16 protein-coding genes and 2 tRNA genes are annotated in these 17901 nt (G+C 69.5%); 7 read left to right on the forward strand and 11 right to left on the reverse strand.

The features are described 5' to 3' along the window. Window positions 1-101: 101 nt before the first annotated feature. Together ACIA5D_RS03695 and ACIA5D_RS03700 are read left to right on the forward strand one after the other, a co-directional pair. Entirely contained in the window at window positions 102-1580 is a 1479-nt protein-coding gene (locus ACIA5D_RS03695; protein WP_396028250.1) for a sialidase family protein, read from the forward strand. A 522-nt stretch (window positions 1581-2102) separates the two neighbouring features. Next, a complete protein-coding gene (locus ACIA5D_RS03700; protein ID WP_396028251.1) occupies window positions 2103-2657 on the forward strand; it encodes a hypothetical protein in 555 nt (184 codons plus the stop codon). Here ACIA5D_RS03700 and ACIA5D_RS03705 read toward each other — a convergent pair. Continuing rightward, window positions 2655-2728, reverse strand: a tRNA-Met gene (locus ACIA5D_RS03705). The two genes, ACIA5D_RS03700 and ACIA5D_RS03705, sit on opposite strands and share 3 nt — an antisense overlap. Before the next feature lie 33 nt (window positions 2729-2761). Further along, the gene (locus ACIA5D_RS03710) at window positions 2762-4189 is read right to left on the reverse strand and encodes an MFS transporter (RefSeq protein WP_396028252.1); all 1428 of its coding nucleotides are present in this window, start codon (window positions 4187-4189) and stop codon (window positions 2762-2764) included. Window positions 4190-4290: 101 nt separating this feature from the next. Between ACIA5D_RS03710 and ACIA5D_RS03715 the strand changes: the two genes are divergently transcribed. Next, entirely contained in the window at window positions 4291-4671 is a 381-nt protein-coding gene (locus ACIA5D_RS03715) for a MarR family winged helix-turn-helix transcriptional regulator (RefSeq protein WP_396028253.1), read from the forward strand. A 31-nt stretch (window positions 4672-4702) separates the two neighbouring features. Here ACIA5D_RS03715 and ACIA5D_RS03720 read toward each other — a convergent pair whose 3' ends face one another. Both ACIA5D_RS03720 and ACIA5D_RS03725 read right to left on the reverse strand, forming a co-directional pair. After that, window positions 4703-5506 carry a hypothetical protein gene (locus tag ACIA5D_RS03720; protein ID WP_396028254.1) on the reverse strand — a complete coding sequence of 268 codons (804 nt, stop codon included), beginning with the start codon at window positions 5504-5506 and terminating at the stop codon, window positions 4703-4705. Between the two features lie 208 nt (window positions 5507-5714). Then, window positions 5715-6533, reverse strand: coding sequence for an AAA family ATPase (locus ACIA5D_RS03725; protein WP_396028255.1), 819 nt, complete (start codon window positions 6531-6533; stop codon window positions 5715-5717). Between the two features lie 26 nt (window positions 6534-6559). Here ACIA5D_RS03725 and ACIA5D_RS03730 point away from each other — a divergent pair, with 26 nt between their 5' ends. Next, a complete protein-coding gene (locus ACIA5D_RS03730) occupies window positions 6560-7732 on the forward strand; it encodes an RNA polymerase sigma factor (protein WP_396028256.1) in 1173 nt (390 codons plus the stop codon). Here ACIA5D_RS03730 and ACIA5D_RS03735 read toward each other — a convergent pair. The 3 genes from ACIA5D_RS03735 to ACIA5D_RS03745 form a co-directional block, all read right to left on the reverse strand. Continuing rightward, window positions 7719-8069, reverse strand: coding sequence for a YciI family protein (locus tag ACIA5D_RS03735; protein ID WP_396028257.1), 351 nt, complete (start codon window positions 8067-8069; stop codon window positions 7719-7721). The two genes, ACIA5D_RS03730 and ACIA5D_RS03735, sit on opposite strands and share 14 nt — an antisense overlap. Window positions 8070-8173: 104 nt before the next feature. Beyond that, complete coding sequence (locus ACIA5D_RS03740; protein ID WP_396028258.1) at window positions 8174-8692, reverse strand: VOC family protein; 519 nt, start codon at window positions 8690-8692, stop codon at window positions 8174-8176. Window positions 8693-8856: 164 nt separating this feature from the next. After that, on the reverse strand, window positions 8857-10158 hold the full coding sequence (locus tag ACIA5D_RS03745) for a GDSL-type esterase/lipase family protein (RefSeq protein ID WP_396028259.1): 1302 nt from the start codon (window positions 10156-10158) through the stop codon (window positions 8857-8859). Between the two features lies 1 nt (window position 10159). Here ACIA5D_RS03745 and ACIA5D_RS03750 point away from each other — a divergent pair, with 1 nt between their 5' ends. After that, window positions 10160-10327 (forward strand): hypothetical protein, encoded by a 168-nt coding sequence (locus tag ACIA5D_RS03750; RefSeq protein WP_396028260.1) that lies wholly within the window; start codon window positions 10160-10162, stop codon window positions 10325-10327. 31 nt (window positions 10328-10358) lie between these two features. Here ACIA5D_RS03750 and ACIA5D_RS03755 read toward each other — a convergent pair whose 3' ends face one another. Then, entirely contained in the window at window positions 10359-11267 is a 909-nt protein-coding gene (locus ACIA5D_RS03755; RefSeq protein WP_396028261.1) for a PIG-L family deacetylase, read from the reverse strand. Window positions 11268-11766: 499 nt separating this feature from the next. Between ACIA5D_RS03755 and ACIA5D_RS03760 the strand changes: the two genes are divergently transcribed. Beyond that, entirely contained in the window at window positions 11767-11979 is a 213-nt protein-coding gene (locus ACIA5D_RS03760) for a putative signal transducing protein (protein WP_396028262.1), read from the forward strand. Window positions 11980-12277: 298 nt separating this feature from the next. Here the strand turns inward: ACIA5D_RS03760 and ACIA5D_RS03765 are convergent. The 3 genes from ACIA5D_RS03765 to ACIA5D_RS03775 form a co-directional block, all read right to left on the reverse strand. Then, window positions 12278-12351, reverse strand: a tRNA-Met gene (locus ACIA5D_RS03765). A 68-nt stretch (window positions 12352-12419) separates the two neighbouring features. Then, window positions 12420-15398, reverse strand: a complete 2979-nt coding sequence (locus ACIA5D_RS03770) for a UPF0182 family protein (protein WP_396028263.1) — start codon at window positions 15396-15398, stop codon at window positions 12420-12422. A gap of 83 nt (window positions 15399-15481) precedes the next feature. Further along, complete coding sequence (locus ACIA5D_RS03775) at window positions 15482-16513, reverse strand: PDZ domain-containing protein (RefSeq protein ID WP_396028264.1); 1032 nt, start codon at window positions 16511-16513, stop codon at window positions 15482-15484. 106 nt (window positions 16514-16619) lie between these two features. Here ACIA5D_RS03775 and ACIA5D_RS03780 point away from each other — a divergent pair, with 106 nt between their 5' ends. Next, window positions 16620-17900, forward strand: coding sequence for a zinc-dependent metalloprotease (locus ACIA5D_RS03780; protein WP_396028265.1), 1281 nt, complete (start codon window positions 16620-16622; stop codon window positions 17898-17900). Window position 17901 lies beyond the last annotated feature (1 nt).

Here is a 17901-nt window from a genome sequence, read left to right on the forward strand (position 1 = left end):
CCCGCGCCACCGGCGCGGCCCTCCCCGCGGGGGCCGCGCCGCGCGGCCTTGCCCGGCAACACCCTTGTGGCCGATGCGAACCCGAAGAGGCGGTGTCACCCATGCATCCACAATCCTCTTTGTCCCGCAAGCACTCTTTGTCCCTCACCCGCATCGCACGCCTGACGGTCGTGGCCGTCCCGGCTGTCGCGGCGGTACTCCTCGCGACCGCCGGGCCCGCGGCGGCCAACGTGCCCCTCACCCAGGTCAGCACCGACATCTACACCGATGCGCAGGCGCAGCATCAGAGCGAGGTGGAACCAGACACGTACGCGTTCGGCAGCACCATCGTCTCCGCGTTCCAGGTGGGCCGGGTCTCCGGCGGCGGCGCGTCGAACATCGGCTGGGCCCGCTCCGGCGACGGCGGAGTGACCTGGACCCACGGCTACCTGCCCGGCATCACCACCAACGGCGGCGGCACGTTCGGGCAGGCCAGCGACGCCGCGGTCGCCTTCGACGCCCGACACAACGTGTGGCTCATCTCGAGCCTCGGCATCAGCGGCTCCACCGTGAACGTGCTCACCAGCCGGTCCACCGACGGCGGCCTGACCTGGTCCAACCCGGTCACCACGGCCACCGGCTCGCTGGACAAGAACTGGATCGCCTGCGACAACACGGCCAGCAGCCCGTTCTTCGGCAACTGCTACACCGAGTACGACATCACCAACGCCGGCGACTCGATCGGGATGAGAACCTCCACCAACGGCGGCGCCACCTGGGGCGCGGCGCTGGCACCGGGCGGCAGCCACACGGGCCTCGGCGGGCAACCGGTCGTGCTGCCCAACGGCCACGTCATCGTGCCGTACCTGTCGCTGTCCGACACGATCCGCTCGTTCCGCAGCACCGACGGGGGCGCCTCCTGGCGCTCCACCGTCCAGGTCAGCACGATCAGCCATCACGACCCGGCCGGCAACCTGCGCGAGGAAACCCTGCCGAGCGCCGAGGCCGACGCCGCGGGCACCGTCTATGTCAGCTGGTCCGACTGCCGGTTCCGCAGCGGCTGCCCACGCAACGACATCGTGGTCGCCAAGTCGACCAGCGAGACCACCTGGGCCGCGCCGACCCGCGTGCCGATCGATGCCACCGGCAGCACGGTCGACCACTTCGTGCCCGGCATCGGCGTCGACCGGGCCACCTCGGGCGCGTCTGCCCGGATCGGTTTGACCTATTACTTCTACCCGAACTCGTCGTGTACCGCGTCCACCTGTCAGCTCGACGCCGGCTTCATCTCCTCCACCAACGGTGGCGCGTCCTGGAGCAGCGCCACGGCCCTGGCCGGGCCGATGAACCTGTCCTGGATCCCGAACACCTCCCAGGGACGCATGTTCGGCGACTACATCTCCACCTCCGTGCTGGCCGGCGGCAACGCGTACCCGGTCCTCGCGGTCGCCATCGCACCCACCGGAACCACCCTGCACCTCGCGATGTCGGTGCCGACCGGCGGCCTGGCCGTCACCGGCGGGACGAACACCGCCGCCGTGACCGCGGCGGCCGCCACACCCACGATCCAGCACCGTACTGTTCAGACAACTGCACGGTAAGCCACGTTTGACGTTCGCCGGCACAGCGCGCCTGCCCACTGCGCCGGCGATCGTCTCGGGCGAAGGCGTGCCGAGCCATTACACGCCTGACCCGTCTCGGCCCAGCGGTCGGTCAGATGGTGAGGACAACGATGCCGCCGATGTAGTCGAACTCGGGTCCAAGCGCCGGGGGTTCGCCGGCCTAGAAGTCGAGCACATACGACGGCGGCTGTTGGCGGAGGCCGCGTAGGACGTGCGCGAAGTATGGCTGGCCGAAGTGCCCGACGTCGTGGGGCACCTCTTGGAATACAGCGTCCGGCGCAGGCCGGGAGGCCGAGGTGTACGCCTGGGGCGACACCGCGGTGCTCAAGCTCTACCGTCCCGGCTTCGGCGGCCACCGCGCCGAGATCGCGGCACTGCGATCGCTCGACGGCATCGCACCGGCTGCTCGACGTCGTGGACCGCCATGGCCGCACCGGCCTGGTCCTGGAGCGCATCGACGGACCCGACATGCTGACCCTGCTGCAGCGAGAACCCTAGCGCGTGCTGAGCCTGGCCGGGACGTTGGCCACCGCGCATCGCGCCGTGCACCGCGTCACGGCGCCCGCCGAACTACCGGCCCTTCGCGACGTCCTGGCCGACCGGATCCACGACGCTGTCCTGCCCTCAGATCTGCGCGGCTTCGCGTTGGGGCTCCTCGACGATCTGCCCGACGGCGAACGCCTGTTCCACGGCGACTGGGCCGGTGCGGCGCGCGGCGACGCCGCAGCCGACCACGCCCGCGCGCTCCTGCTGCTGCGCTGGGCGAACCCACTGCCCGGCACCCCGCCATCGTCGCGTGCCCTGATCGCAGCCGGACGCTCCATGCTCGCCCGCCGCTACATCCGCGCATATCGGCGTGGCCTGCCACCGCCGCCGCACCTGGACTCCTGGCTGCTCGTGCACGTGGCGGCCCGGTTGTCCGAGGGCATCCCGGCCGAACACGCCCTGCTGACCGGCATTCTCCAGCAGGGGGGTTTTCGGGAGTGGATTGAAACACCCATAGATGACTATGAGGCCCTGACCGGCGTTACGGCTGGTCAGGGCCTCACTACGTAGCGGGGACAGGATTTGAACCTGCGACCTCTGGGTTATGAGCCCAGCGAGCTACCGAGCTGCTCCACCCCGCGTCGGTAGGACAAGCCTACCTCGCGGGGAAACGCTTACGCCGCCCGGGTCCGCACCACCCGGCTGACCAGCGGAATCACGTTCAAAAGCAGCCCGGCCACGGCCACCCCGGTAACCAGGTTGAGCCCGGGGTGGAACTCCCCGAAGCCGGTCGCAGCCCCCGCTCCCGACGACACCAGGGCGGTAACCACCGCCAGCACCAGCGCGGTGCCGACCTGTCCCGACGACTGCACGAGCCCCGACGCCAGGCCCTGCTCGGAGTCGGCGATGCCGTCCGTGGCCTGGGCCATGATCGAGCTGAAGCCGAACCCGAAGCCGCCGCCCAGCAGGATCATCGTGGGCAGGACGGTGACCAGGTAGTGGGGCTGGTTGCCGGCCGTGGCCAGGAACCAGATGTAGCCGAGGCTGAGCGACACCATCGCCGTCGCGATCAGGGGCGCGGTGCCGTAGCGGTCGATGAGGCGGCCGACGAACGGGGAGCCGAAGGCCACGATCAGGCCGGCGGGCAGCAGCGCGAACGCCATCCGCAGCGGCGCCCAGCCCAGGACGTCCTGCAAGTACAGGGTCATCATGAACTGGAAGCTCACGTACGAGCCCATCAGCGCGATCATGCTGGCGTTGGCGCGGACGATCGAGCCGACGCGCAGGATGCCCAGGCGCACGAGCGGGTGGCGCACCCTGTTCTCGGTGAAGACGAAGCCGGCCAGCAGGGCGACCGCCAGCACGAACATTCCGACGGTCAGCGGGTCGAGCCAGCCGCGGGTGGGGGCCGAGACCACCGTGTAGACGGCGAGCAGCATGCCCGAGATGAGCGTCGCCGCGCCCAGCAGGTCGTGTCCGCCGTTCGCGGCCGGCTTGTCGCGCGGGATGAGCGCCATGCCGGCGACCAGCGCGGCCAGGGCGAGCGGCACCGGGACCAGGAAGTTCCAGCGCCAGCCGAGGCTGGTGAGCAGGCCGCCGAGGATCAGGCCGGACGAGTAGCCGCTGGCTCCGAAGACCGTGAAGATCGACAGCGCCCGGTTGCGGGCCGGGCCCTCGGGGAACGTCGTGGTGAGGATCGACATGGCGGTCGGCGCGGTGAATGCGGCGGCGAGGCCCTTGATGAAGCGGGTCGCGATGAGCAGGCCACCGTCGTCGACGAGACCGCCGACCAGCGACGCGACGGTGAAGACGGCGAGCGCGATCAGGAAGACGCGGCGCCGGCCGAGCAGGTCGGCGGTGCGGCCGCCGAGCAGCAGCAGGCCGCCGTAGCCGAGCACGTAGCCGTTGACGATCCACTGCAGCGACGTGGTGGACAGGCCCAGTTCGGAGCCGATGGACGGCAGGGCCACGCCGACCATGGAGACGTCGAGTCCGTCCAGGAACAGGACGGCGCAGAGGACTGCGAGCACTCCCCAGAGCCGCGGTGTCCAGCGGAGCGCAGCGGGCTCCGCGACGACTGGCAGGGGTTCAGTGATAGTCACGGCGGCGACGCTATATGCGTACGCATAGAATGACAACGCATTAGAGTCCTGCGCAACAAATGTTGGTGCATCGAAGGGCGGGCGAGAGTAGGATGCGCGGCATGGAGCCCGAAACTGAGCTCGTCGACCGGTGGCGGTCGCTGCTGTCCAGCTACAACGCCGTTGCGGTGCAGCTCGAGCGCGCGCTGCAGGAGACGCACGCCCTCACCCTGAGTGACTTCGAGACCCTCGACCGTCTCACCACCAGGGACTGTGACAAGCGACGCATGCAAGATCTCGCCGCCGCCATGTACCTGAGCCAGAGCGCCCTGTCCCGCACGGTCGCGCGCCTCGAGAAGAGCGGGCTGGTCTCGCGCACCCACTGCGAGGACGACCGGCGCGGCGTCTTCGTCGAGCTCACCGCCGACGGCTTTCAGCGGCACGCCGAAGCCCGCAAGACCCAGCTGGCGGTCTTGAGCGAGCACCTGGCGGCGGCCGGGTAGAGGAGACGACCCGGCCGCCGGTCCCCGGGAGTTAAGACCCTTCCTGCACCTGGTAGATCTCGTCCGCGACCAGACCGTGCGCTTCCCGGTGCACCGCCTCCGCGGCTACCGCCGACGGCGCCGCCGGCAACGAGAGGCGCCGATGCCACGCCGCCACCGATCCGCGCAACCACGCGTTCCCCTCGGTGGCCGCGTCGGCGCCGAGCAACGCCTCCTTCTGCGCGGCGACGAGGTCCCCCGACAGCCAGTACATCTCGGCCCGGCTCTGCCGCGCGCAGACGATCCACTGTGGCTCTCCCGACCCGTCCGCCGCCGCTACCGCCTCGTCGAGCAGCTCCCACACGCCGTCCTCGCCGCGCCGGCCACGCACGGTCGCCAGTGCCAGCAGCGGGCTGATCCGGTTGATCGGCGACGCGTTGTACCGGGTCAGCAGACGCCCCGCCAGCGCCGCCGACTCATCCCATCGATCGGTGCGGGCGAGCGTCACCGAGTGCTCGCCGCGCATGCTCGTCCCGAACGCCGGCACGTCGTGTTCGTCGCAGTAGGCCAGCCCGCCACGGTAGACCGGCTCGGCCTCGGCGTACCGCCGCTCGCAGACCAGCAGCCCGTACAGGTTGTGGTAGGCCCGGCCCGCCTGTTCCTCGAGCCGATGCGCGAGCGCCACATCCAGCGCCTCCCGCATCCCGTCCACCCAGGACGTCCCGGCCGTCGCGGCCGGGCAGGCCCGCGTGTTGAGCGCGTCGCTGACCACCTCGTGCAACCCCAGCGCCGAGGCCACCTCGCAGGCCCGCGTGGCCAGCCGCGTCGCCTCGCCCAGCCGGTTGGCGAGGGCCACTGGTTGGCGAGGTGCGCGTACGCCCGCGCCAGCTCGGGCCCGTCGCCGAGCGGAGACAGCAGCGCGACGGCCTCCTCGGCGGACGCCGTGCCCTCGGCGCCCCGGCACTGGCTGACCATCGCCATCGACAGACGGCGGAGCGCATCCCCCTCCCGTACGCGATGATCTGCCGCCCGCCACAGAGCCCGCGCCCGCTCGGCCGCCGTGATCAGGTCGTCTCCCCGGTCGACGAGCGACAGCTCGTCACCCAGCCGGTCGTAGAGCTCCGCTTGTTCCGAGGCCGGCAGCGCCCCGGCGAACGCAGCGCGCGCTCGTATTGCGCCGCCGCCTCCCGATGCGACGCCAGTTCGGCCGCCCGGCGCGCGGCCCGCACCGCGTCGCGCGCCGAGACCGGAACCGAGGACGAGCCCGACCGGACCACCTCGGTCACGAAGAACGGATTGCCGCCCGTCAACTCGTAGAGCCCGTCCGCCGCCAGGTCGCCGGCGAGCGCGCGCACCGCCTCCGGCGAGAGTGGGCCGAGCCCGACCCGACGCGTCGAGCGCAAGGTGCCGAGCTCACCCACCGCGACCCGCACGGGATCACCCGGCGCGAGCCCGTCATCGCGGTACGTCACGATGAGTAGCACCGCGAGATTACGCAGCCGCCGCGCCAGGAACCGGACGAGATCGATAGTCGCCTCGTTTGCCCAGTGCAGATCCTCGATCACCAGCACGTCGAGCCCGGCGCCTCCGACCGCCCGCAGCAGCGCGTCGAAGAGGTCGTCGCGCGGCTTGCCCGCCACCGGAAGACCCAGCGAGGCCGCGATGTCGAAGAGCGGCCCGAGCGGCCGGGGCGTGAACAGCCCGTCGCACAGGCCCCACGACCAGCGGGCGTCCGGCACCCGCCCGGCGAGCGCCTCGACCAGGCTCGACTTGCCTATCCCCGCCTCGCCCGGCACCAGCACGAGGCGGCCGTCGCCGGCCCGGGCCTGCGCCGCGTACTCGACGAGGGAGGCCAGCGCGGCATCGCGCTCCAACAGCGGCATGCGGCCCAGTCTGGCAAACTCCCAGCATGATCGATGTCCGCGCGGTCCTCGACGAGGCGTGGCGGTCCGATTCGCCCGGCATGCTGGGGGTGCTGGCCCGCCGCCTCGGCGATCTCGACCGCGCCGAGGAGTCGCTGCAGGACGCGGTCGCCGAGGCGCTGCGCCGCTGGCCCGACGAGGGCGTTCCGGACAATGTGGCCGGTTGGCTGGTCACGACCGCGTGGCGCAAGGCCGTCGATCGCCTGCGCCGCGAGGCCACCGGCCGCGAGAAGCTGGTGCTGCTGGCCTCCGCGCCGCCGCCCGCACCCACCGGCGACGATCGGCTGACGCTGATGTTCGCGTGCTGCCATCCGTCGCTGGCCGAGCCGGCCCAGATGGCGCTGACCCTCAACGCGGTCGCCGGCCTGCCCGCCGAGACCATCGCCGCCGCGTTCCTGCTGCCGCCCGCGACCATGGCGCAGCGCCTGGTCCGGGCGAAGCGGCGGCTGCGCGGCGTGAGCTTCGAGATCGACGATCCGGCGGCCCGCCTGCCCGCCGTACTCGGCATTGTCTATCTGATTTACAACGAGGGTCATCTGGGCGAGCGGTCGCTGGCCCGGGAGGCCCTCGATCTGTCCCGGCAATTGGCCGCTCTGCTACCCGATTCGGCGGAGGCCGCGGGCCTGGCGGCCCTGCTGGAATTGCACGAGTCACGCGCCGAGGCCCGCGTGGATTCGCAGGGACGCCTGATTCTGCTCGAGGATCAGGACCGCGGTCGCTGGGATCGCCCGCTCATCCGCAGCGCGCTGAGTCGTCTGGCCAAGGCCGCCGCGCAGGACAGCCCCGGCCCCTATCAACTGGAGGCCGCGATTGCCGCGCTGCACGCGCTGGCGCCTTCCTACGACGAGACGGATTGGCGCTCGGTCCGCCGCAGCTACGACGATTTGGCGATTTTGCGCCCGTCCCCGATCGTGCGGTTGAGCCGGGCCGTCGCGACAAGCTTCGTCGACGGCCCGGCTGCCGCATTGTCCGAAGTGGATGCGCTCGCCGATCGCCTGGAGAACTACCGCCTCTTCCACGCGACGAGGGCGGATCTGCTTACCCGCCTGGGCCGCCACGACGAGGGAATTGACGCCCTTCGCCGGGCGCTCGCGCTCGCCACCAACGATGCCAAACGCGAGCTGCTCACCCGGCGATTGGCGAAACTCAGCGCTCCATGACGGGCCGCACCTCGACCCGATCCCCCAGCCGAATGCCCGGCCATCCCGCCGCCACCGCGACCGCCTCGTCGATGTCGTCGGCCACGAGCATGATGAACCCGCCCACCACTTCCTTGATCTCCAGATAGGGCCCGTCGGTCACTGTGGGCTGCCCGTCCTGGCCCGGGCCGACCGTCTTGGCCGAGCTCGAATGCTGCAGCTCGGCCCCGCCCTGCTGGATTTTCCCGGCCTGATGCCACTTGTCCCACCAGGCATTGACCTCATCCATCAGCCCCGCCGCCTCGGCCGAATCGAACCAATGCGATTCGTCCCCCGTCAGGATCATCACGTAACGCACAGCCGCTCCTCTCGTCGCCGTTTCTCACCCACTTGACGAACGGCGCCCGCGTCACTCGACACACCTTCCCCACCAATTTTCCGTACGCGCCGGCGGGGTTCCCGTCAGTCGATCGCGGGGCGGCTGACGTCGCTGTGGTCGCGGCCGCTCAGCTCGCGGTCCAGTGTTTCCTGCGCTTCGCGCATGGCCTGGGCATACGGCGCTTCGGCCAGCCGCCGCATCCCCACCTCGACCGGGACGTCCTCGACCACCGCGCTGATCCACCAGATGTTGCCGAACGGATCACGCACACGGCCGCCCCGCTGACCGAAGGCGTGGGTGGCCGATGCGGTCACCACATGCGCTCCGGCGGCAACCGCGCGCTCGATCGTGGCGTCCGCATCGCCGACGAAGACCCGCAGCAACGACGGCATGGCCGGCCAGTCCGGCCGCCGGTCGAACGCGAGCAGCATCGTGTCGCCCACGCGAATCTCGGCGTGGCCGATGCTGCCGTCCTCCAGCGGCACCCGGCCCGTTTCGACCCCATCGAACACCGTGGTGACGAACTCCAGCAGCTTCCCGGTATCCGGCGTAACGATCCACGGCGCGACACTGGTGTACCCGGCCGGTGCGGTGCTTTCCATGCGAATCTCCTCGATTCGGAGCAGGTTGCACCCAAGGTAGATCGCGTTTAGGCCAGTTTCCGTCCGGATATCGAGCGCGGGCCACCCGGCGCCGGGCCACCCGTCGCGGGGCCACCCAGCGCGGGGCCACCCGGGTTTCAGGGCGGCCCGGCCGGGAGCGATGCTCAGCCGAGGATCGACGGCAGCGGGATGTAGCGGCCGATCAGCTGGTCGCCGGCCGCGTTGGGGTGGTAGCAGTCGTTGCGGAGGTCGGCGATCATCACCGTCGGGTCGGCGGGGTCGCGCAGGACCGCGTCGAAGTCGAGGACGTCGTCGAAGACCTTCGACGTGCGGATCCACTGGTTGACCTCGAGGCGGGTGTTCTCCTTGGCGCTGCCCGCGGCATTGCACATCGGCAGGATCGTGGACGCCACGATGCGGACTCCCCGGGCGTGCACCCGCGCCGCGATCGAGCGCATCGCGTCGATCACCTGGGCCGCCGAGGCCGGGGGCGCGTAGTCACCGCCACCGATGTCGTTGGTGCCCTCCAGCAGCAGCACCGTGCGCAGACCCGGAACCGAGAGCACATCCCGGTCGAGGCGCTGCGGGGCCGGCGGGCCGCAGCACTGGTTGGTGGGGTCGTAGGGGTTGGGCTGCACGCTGACCGTGTTGCCGGAGATGCCGGCGTTCGCCACGGCGAGCCGTGACTCGGCCGGCAGCGCGTCGAGCCGCTCGGCGAGCACGTCAGTCCACCGCTGACCCGGAGGCCCGTACGCGTTGTAGCCGTCGGTGATCGAATCGCCGAGAGCGACCAGGGTCCCCCGGGCGGCCGGTCGATCGGCGGTGACCAGATCCATCCACCACGTCTGGCCGGGGTGGTAACCGGTCGCGGTGCTGCCGGTGTTGCCGGGAATGACCGGGTAGCCGGGGAACGCGTCATCGGACACCGCCGACGCCGTGTTGCCGCCCGTTCCTATGTAGGAGGCCGGCGGGTCGTACGCGAATGGCGGGAAAGTGTGGTCGTTGACCGGGCTGCCGGGCGCGTAGACGCTGACCGCCACATCCTGCTGCGCGGCCACGGTCATCGACACCGCGTCGCTGATGACCTCGTGCCCCGGCGGGATCGTGACCGACCGCGCGCCACGGAATGTGATGCGCTTGTTCGATCCCAGCACGAGGCGTGCTGACCCGGGCGCTACCGGCCGTCCCGCCCACGCCTCCTTGACGACGACCGGAGACGTGCCGAACGGGTTGCCGAAGCGCACGCGAATCCCGGTGCCGGACACCGAGACCCGGGCGATCTGCCGCACGGTCGCGTCCGGCGCGACGCCGTGCACCCCCTCGAGGGAAGCCGACCAGATGCCCGCGGCGCCGAGCACCGGTGGCGAGCCGCCCGCGCTCGCGGACGGACCGGCATAGCCGAACAGCGCGACGGCGCACAGACCGAGGATCAGACCCACGATCGACCGGCGACGAAAACTGCGCACAGTGATCACCTCCATCATCCCCGTCATATTGACACACGTCATTGCCTGTTGGGCAGTGCCCGCGGCCGCCGATCGCCGTGCGAGGCTGCTTTCCATGCCGCCGTTCCGCACCCCCATCGACGACCGCTACTTCGAGGATTACGAGCCCGGCAGCGTCCGCCCGCGGTGATCGCCGCCCACGGTGATCGCCCGTCGTGGCGTCATCCCGTGCGAATGCTCCGCGAGAATCGCGGCGCGTAGAAGTTCCCCAAGCAGGCCGCCTCCGTCTGGCAGACCTTCCGATCAAACGGCGCGTACGCGAGGAAGTACCCCAGCTTCGCGTTCCGAGCATCGTCCCCCAGGTTGGCCGGCGCGTTCTCGACCGGATACCCCATGAACCCGCTGATCCCGTGCGGCCATCGATAGCTACGCTGCGCCGCCAGCGTGAAGTAACCCACCGTGTGGTGATCGGCGTGGTCGCCGTCCCCGTAACGCCCCTGGTAGTCGAGCGTCCGAATCTCGTCGGACCGATACCGGTTCATGAGCGTCGTCAACGTGTTGAGCAGCCCCGCCTTGGTGTACCGATCGCCGTCGTCCACGGTCCGCAGATCGATCAGTTCTCCACGCCAGAGCCGCCGCAACCCGTCGAGGGGCCGTCCCGGCGCAGTACTGGCATCGGGCAGCCGCAGAAACACCAGCGAGACCCGTCCGTTCCCCAGCGTGAACCGAGCCGCCGACCGCCCTCCGATGACGACCTTGTCCTCGCCCCACCACTGGTCGGACCCCGTCATGGCCGAGTAGGCCTGCCGGGCGCCTTTCTCGCGCCCGAGCCAGTAGCTGCGTCCGCGCCCGGCGTCCCCCGCCGTCACGTAGACGGTCACCACACACCGCCCGGCGGCCAGGTCATCGCTCACGACCGGATTGATGAACAACAAATCATCGTCCTGATGGGCGACCACGTTCATGCTGCGCCCCGCGCAATCCTCGCCCGCCGAGTGGCTCGTGCTCGCCACCCCCGACGTCTCGTCGCGAGGCATCCCGATCTCTTCCGGCCGCACACCTCGCCCAGGCAGGTACGCAACTTCATACGGCTGCGCAACCCGAGCCGCGTGTCCGTCGCCGGCAACCACCCATCCCGCCCCCGGCTCGCCCCCGGCGGCGACGGACGCATCGCCCTCGCGAGGAGCAGCGCACGAGGCAAGGAGCCCTCCCGCCAAGACCGCGGCGACCGCCCTTCGAACCCGCTTGACGCACACCCACCCCACCACCCGATGCCCCCTGTCAACCCGGCCTTGGCACCGCCCCCTTTCGACCGCCCCGTCCCCCGCTTGACACCCACCTCCCACCTACACCCGACAAGCACCCCACCCCGCGACACAGCCACCGTCGAAAGCCCCTCGCACAGCCACCGTCGATGCCCTCGCACAGCCACCGTCGAAAGCCCTCACACAGCCACCGGTCACCTCCCGAAGGCACCCTCGCCAAGCAACGTGCCCCACCCCCACCCGCCCGCGCCGCACCCCATGTCCGCTTGATCGCCGATCCAAGGCACGTCGCCAGGGTCCTTCCCTGGTGCCAAATCCCCCTAGACCGGGGAAGCTGATCCAGAACCTTCGCGAAGGGAAACCCATGGACTTCACCGAGTTGGTGGCAGTAGCAGTGGTAGACAGCCGAATAGAGGCCGAACTGATAGCCGGCCTGCTACGAAGCAACGGCATCAAGGCAGGCGTAAACGCCGACGACGCAGGCACCCAGGAACCAGCCCTGCAGTTACAGGGCGTCCAAGTGCTGGTAGGCCCCCAAGACGCCCACGAGGCCCGCCAAATCCTCGCCGCCCGCTAACCCCACCCACCCCACGCCCGAGGCAGGGGACTCGCGGCACATCGTGGGGTTTCCAGGCTCGCCCCGGAGCAGAGCGAATAGCGACACCCCGTGCGCCGTGCGCCATGCGCCATGCGCAACCATCGCAACGCGGGGTTTCCGGGGCTCGCCCCCGGAACAGAGCGGATAACGAACGCCCATGCGCGATGCACCATGCGCAACCATCGCAACGCGGGGTTTCCGGGGCTCGGCCCCCGGAGCAGAAATGCGAAGAGGCCCCCGGTCCGCGCTTTCCGCGGACAGAGGGCCCCTGGACTCGTAGCGGGGACAGGATTTGAACCTGCGACCTCTGGGTTATGAGCCCAGCGAGCTACCGAGCTGCTCCACCCCGCGTCGGCTCGTTAACACTAGCGCAACCCGGAGGCCGCCTGCAAAACGGCCCCCGGGTTGTTTGCGTCACGTCAGCCGCTGGGTGTCGGCGACGGGGTGGCGGGCGCCGACGGGCTCGCCGAGCCGGATGTCGACGGTGTTGCCGCGCCGTTGGCCGCGGCCTGTTGGGCGGCCTGGAACTTCGCCATGGCGGCCTCGAGCTGCTGGAGCGCCTCGCCGTACTTGGCGAAGTCGCCGGACTGCTGCGCGGTCCGCACGTTGTCGATGGCCTGGTCGACCTGGGCCGCGGCCTGGGCCAGCTCGGAGTTGAGCGTGGCGGGTGGCGCGTTGCCGCTGTTGTTGTTGTTATTGCCGGTCTGGCCCTGGTTGCCGCTCTGGGGTGGCGTGCCGGTGTTGCTCTGTTTGCCCTGGGTGACCAGGGCGTCGAGGCCTTCCTTGAGGTTGTTGGCCAGGACCACGTAGGTGCCGCCGTCGCCGTACGACATCAGGACCTTCTGCAGCAGCGGGGCCGCGCTGTCCTGGTTGCCGGTCTTCACGTAGACGGGCTCGACGTACAGGATGCCGCTTTCCACCGGCAGGGATATCAGGTTGCCGTAGAGCACCTGTGCCTGGTTGTTGTTGGTGGAGAGCAGGCTGAGCTGCTGTCTGACCGCGGCGTTGTTGGTCATCTTTTGATGGACCTGGACCGGGCCGGGGATGACCGTTTGATCGGGTAGCTCGAGGACCTCGAGTTTGGGTTTGTTGTCGACGTACGACCCGGAGATCAGCGCCGCCAGGTTCTCCCGGTTGGCGGGGGTGACGCCGGCGGTGAGCTGGAACCTGGTTTCCTTCTGTTCCGGCAGCTGCACGTTGAGATAGAACGGCGGCTGTTTCACGTTGCTGGACGGCGCGTCGGGCGCGTTGGGCACCTGCCAGAAGTCCTGACCGGAGAAGAACGCCCGCGGCTCGGTGACGTGGAACTTGGTGAGCAGGTTGCGCTGCACCTTGAAGAGGTCCTGCGGGTAGCGGAAGTGGGCCTCGAGGGAGGCCGGCGTGTCGGCCTTGGGGACGATCAGGTGGCCGCCGAAGGCCTGGTTCCACGCCTTGAGGATCGGGTCGTTGTCGTCGAACTGGTAGAGCTTGACGGTGCCGTCGTACGCGTCGACGGTGGCCTTGACCGAGTTGCGCATGTAGTTGACGTCGTCGCGGGCCAGGGCGAACTGCCCTTGGCCGGTGAGCTCGTCGCGCGTCTCGTTCGCCAGGTTGATCTTCTGCGAGTACGGGTAGGCGTTGGACGTCGTGTACCCATCGAGGATCCACACGATCCGGCCGTCGACCGCGGCCGGGTACGGGTCGCCGTCGATGGTCAGGAACGGCGCGACCTTTTCCACCCGCGAGCGCGGGTCGCGGATATACATGAGCTTCGAGTTGCCGTTGACCGCGTCGGAGAGCAGGAAGTTGCTCTCGGTCAGCTTGATCGAGAAGACCAGCTTGCGGAAGAACGACCCGATCGCCACGCCGCCCTTGCCGTCGTAGGTGTAGAGCTCCTCGGCGTTCTTGTTGTCTTCCTGCGGCCGGTCGAACTCGACGTTCTTTTTCTTGTCGCTCTGGCCGACGATGGCGTACTCGGTGGACTGCTCGCCGTAGTAGATCCGCGGCTGGTCGACCTTGATCTCGTCGGTCTTGGCCGAGCAGCCGGGCGGCCGGTCGTCGCCGAGGAAGCCGGAGACGAAGTACGGCAGACCACCGCAGACGACCTCGTTGGCGGGGGCCGCCACCAGGCCGTAGCCGTGGGTGTAGACGGTGTGCCGGTTGAGCCAGTTGCGCTGCTGCGGGGTCAGCTTGTCGTCGTTGATCTCGCGGGCGCCCACCACGTAGTCGGCGGTCTTGTTGCCGATCGTGTACCGGTCGACGTCGAGCTTCTTGCCGAAGTCGTAGAAGCCGCGGGACTGCTGGGACTGGGTGAACGCCTGGGAGACCAGTTGCGGGTCGACGAGCCGCGCGTTCTGCGCGCTGGTGTCGCTGGCCAGCGTGGCCGGCGGGACCACGTTGTTGGCCTGGTATCTATCTTGTTCGGTCGTTTCGAGGCCGAAGGCGGCACGCGTCGCGATGATCGACCGTTGGATGTACGGCGCTTCCTTGTCGGCGAGGCTGGGCTTCACCGAGAAGTTCTGCACGGCGAGCGGGTAGATGCCGCCGATCGCGACCGCCGAGATGGCCAGCAGCGCCAGCGAGACACCCGGCCACACCAGGTTCCGCATGCCCGCGTTGGAGAACACGATGATCGCGATCGCCACCACGATGGAGATGTACGCGAGGATCTCCTTGGCCGGTAGCAGCGCGTTGACGTCGGTGTAGCCGGCGCCGTACAGCCCCGGGGAGACGTGTTGCTCGAGCAGCAGGGCGCGCCTGTCCAGGACGTACGCGACTGCCTTGAGCAGCACGAAGACCGCGACCAGAGTCGTGAGGTGTGCCCGGGCCGCCGTCGTCATACGGTCGCCGACGCCCTGTAGGCGCACGCCGCCGAAGATGTAGTGGACGGCGAGCGCGCCGAGCACCGAGAGGACCACCGCGGTGAAGGCGACGCCGAGCAGGTAGCGCCAGAACGGGTATTCGAAGATGTAGAACCCGATGTCCACCTTGAACTGCGGGTCGTCGACGTTGAACGGCTGCGCGTTGCGGAAGAGCATCCACTCTTTCCACTGGCCCTGGGCGGACAGGCCGGCGAAGAAGCCGATGATCACGCAGAGCACGGCGATCCACGTCCCCAGGCGGGGGGCGATGACCATCCGGTAGCGCTCGAGCGTGGCCTGTTCGGCCGAGTGGGGACGAAGGAGGGGACGCAGCCGGTAGGCGAGGTAGAGGTTCGCGCCGATGATCAGGGCGACCGCGAGGCCGATGATCACGAAAAGAAGCAGCCGGGTGAGCAGTACACCGGAGAAGACGTTGACGAAATCGACCTCGTTGAACCAGAGGTAGTCGGTGTACGCGTCGATGCCCCAGCCGAGCAGCGTGAATAAGAGGAAGACCCCGACCAGGACGCCGACCGTGACGCGACCGCGCCGGCTCATCCTCGGTAGAGGGCTGTTACGCATGACCAACGTGGGCTCCACACATCATTTGGGGCAACCGGTGTCTCACATTACGACATCTGTCACGATGCCGAGCACGGCTTCGGGGTGCCGCCGGAGGTGAACGTCTTGAGCGCCGTGAGGGCGTCGTCCACCGTGGCCACCTCGGCCATCGGGAGTCCGTCCACCGCGTTCTTGAGCGCCTCGGCGCAGTTGTCCTTCGGCACCAGGAAGATTTGAGCGCCGGCGCCCTTGGCGCCGACCAGCTTCTGGGGGATGCCGCCGATCGGTCCGACGTTGCCGTCGTCGTCGATCGTGCCGGTACCCGCGATGATCTTGCCGCCGGTCAGGTCTTCCGGCTCGAGCTTGTCCATGATCCCGAGCGTGAACATGAGGCCGGCGCTCGGGCCGCCGATCTTGTCGAGGTCGATCTCGACGTCGAACGGGTGCGGCTGCTTGGTATCGATCTCGACGCCCAGGCGCGGCGTCTTGCCGTCCTTGGGGTCGGCCTTCGTTGTGATCTTGACGCTGCCGGGCTTGCCGGCGCGCGCGTAGGAGACCGTGAACGTGGTGCCGGCCGGCTTGGACCGGACGGCGTCGGTGAGGCCCGTCGGGGTGGTGACCTTGGCGCCGTCCACCGCGGTGATCACGTCATCGGCCTGGAGTAGACCGGTCGCGGCGCCGTCCGGGGAGACGCTCTTCACGTACGTCTGGATGGGGTAACCGAGCTTGGTCAGTGCGACGGTCACGGCGCTTTCCTGAGAATCCGTCCACTCCTGCGCGTTCTGCTGCTCGACCTGCTTCTCGGTCTGGCCGGGCGGATAGATCAGCTCGCGCGGCACGACCGCGTCCTTCTTGCTGAACCAGCTGCTGATCGCCCACACCAGCTCGACCTGCGACTGCACGTTGACCGTGGTCAGGCGCAGCTGGCCGGAGGACTCGGTGGTCTTCGCGTTCGTCACCTTGATGACCTCGGTGCCGTTGCTGGAACCGAGCGTGTTCACCGTCGGGCCCGGCTTCAGCACCACGTACGGCAGGGGCGCCGCCATGACAAGGACGGCGAGCAACGCGGTGAGCAGGGCGCCGAGGATGACTGTGACACCGCGACGTCTCATGCGCGTGAGACTATCGTCCCACCCTGAGTGCACTCTGAGCACCGTTCTCTCTGAGCTGACACGGCCATCGGTCCACCGGGTGCGTTTCGCGCGTACGGTTGTTTACGTGCCTGATATCCCGTTCGGCTTCTCCCTGCCGGGCGCCCAGCCGCCCGACCCCTCCGACCCGCAGCAGATGCAGCAGTTCATGGCGCAGCTGCAGCAGATGTTCGCCGGCGGTCCCGGCAGCGGCCCGGTGAACTGGGACCTGGCCCGGCAGGTCGCGGCCAGCCAGCTCTCCGCGTCCGGCGATCCCGCGGTCAACATGTTCGAGCGCCACCAGGTGGAAGAAAGCCTCCGCCTGGCCGACCTGTGGCTCGACCCGGTCTCCGCGCTGCCCAGCGGCATCCGTGTCGCCGCCGCCTGGAACCGCAACGAGTGGATCTACAACACTCTCGAGGTCTGGAAGAAGCTGTGCGACCCGATCGCGGGCCGCATGGTCGGCGCCATGGGCGATCTCGTCCCCGACGAGGCCAAGGCGCAGCTCGGCCCCATGCAGTCGATGGTCGCCACGCTCGGCGGCGCGCTCTTCGGCGGCCAGCTCGGCCAGGCGCTCGGCCAGCTCGCGGCCGAGGTGCTCTCGGCCGGCGACATCGGTCTTCCGCTCGGTCCGACCGGCACGGCCGCGCTGGTCCCGGCCAACATCAAGGCGTACGGCGAGGGCCTCGAGCTCCCCGAAGACCAGGTGCGCCTGTACGTGGCCCTGCGCGAGGCGGCCCACCAGCGCCTCTTCGGGCACGTCCCGTGGCTGCGCGCGCACGTGCTGTCGGCCGTCGAGACGTACGCGAACGGCATCACCGTCAACCGCGAGGCGATCGAGGAGGCGATGAGCCGCGTCGACCCCAGCGATCCCGAGTCGATGCAGGCCATGGCGCTCGAGGGCATCTTCACGCCGGAAGACACCCCGCAGCAGAAGGCGAGCCTGGCCCGCCTCGAGACGGCGCTCGCCCTGATCGAGGGCTGGGTCGGCCACGTGGTCGACACCGCCGCGGGCGACCGTCTACCCAGCGTGGCGGCCCTCGGTGAGGCGTTCCGCCGCCGCCGGGCCGCGGGCGGGCCGGCCGAGCAGACCTTCGCGGCGCTGGTCGGTCTCGAGCTGCGGCCGCGCCGGCTGCGCGAGGCCGGTGCGCTGTGGACGGCCGTCACCGAGCAACGCGGCATTCAGGGCCGCGACGCTCTCTGGGGTCACCCCGACCTGCTGCCCACCGACGAAGACTTCGCCAACCCGCAGGTCTTCGCGCAGAACGCGATGGAATGGGACATCAGCGAGCTGGAAACCCTCGGCGAGGCGCCCGAGGAGAAGGCCCCCGGCGAGAAGGACGACAAGGGTCCCGACGACGAGAAGTAGG

The organism is Actinoplanes sp. NPDC051513 (assembly GCF_044454685.1).
Taxonomy (GTDB): Bacteria; Actinomycetota; Actinomycetes; order Mycobacteriales; family Micromonosporaceae; genus Actinoplanes.

What these genes read in the sequence shown, in the direction of transcription:
- ACIA5D_RS03695 (WP_396028250.1), top strand. Translation starts at nt 102, where the DNA reads ATGCATCCACAATCCTCTTTGTCCCGCAAGCACTCTTTGTCCCTCACC.
- ACIA5D_RS03715 (WP_396028253.1), top strand. Translation starts at nt 4,291, where the DNA reads ATGGAGCCCGAAACTGAGCTCGTCGACCGGTGGCGGTCGCTGCTGTCC.
- ACIA5D_RS03725 (WP_396028255.1), bottom strand. Translation starts at nt 6,533, where the DNA reads ATGCCGCTGTTGGAGCGCGATGCCGCGCTGGCCTCCCTCGTCGAGTAC.
- ACIA5D_RS03730 (WP_396028256.1), top strand. Translation starts at nt 6,560, where the DNA reads ATGATCGATGTCCGCGCGGTCCTCGACGAGGCGTGGCGGTCCGATTCG.
- ACIA5D_RS03740 (WP_396028258.1), bottom strand. Translation starts at nt 8,692, where the DNA reads ATGGAAAGCACCGCACCGGCCGGGTACACCAGTGTCGCGCCGTGGATC.
- ACIA5D_RS03760 (WP_396028262.1), top strand. Translation starts at nt 11,767, where the DNA reads ATGGACTTCACCGAGTTGGTGGCAGTAGCAGTGGTAGACAGCCGAATA.
- ACIA5D_RS03770 (WP_396028263.1), bottom strand. Translation starts at nt 15,398, where the DNA reads ATGAGCCGGCGCGGTCGCGTCACGGTCGGCGTCCTGGTCGGGGTCTTC.
- ACIA5D_RS03775 (WP_396028264.1), bottom strand. Translation starts at nt 16,513, where the DNA reads ATGAGACGTCGCGGTGTCACAGTCATCCTCGGCGCCCTGCTCACCGCG.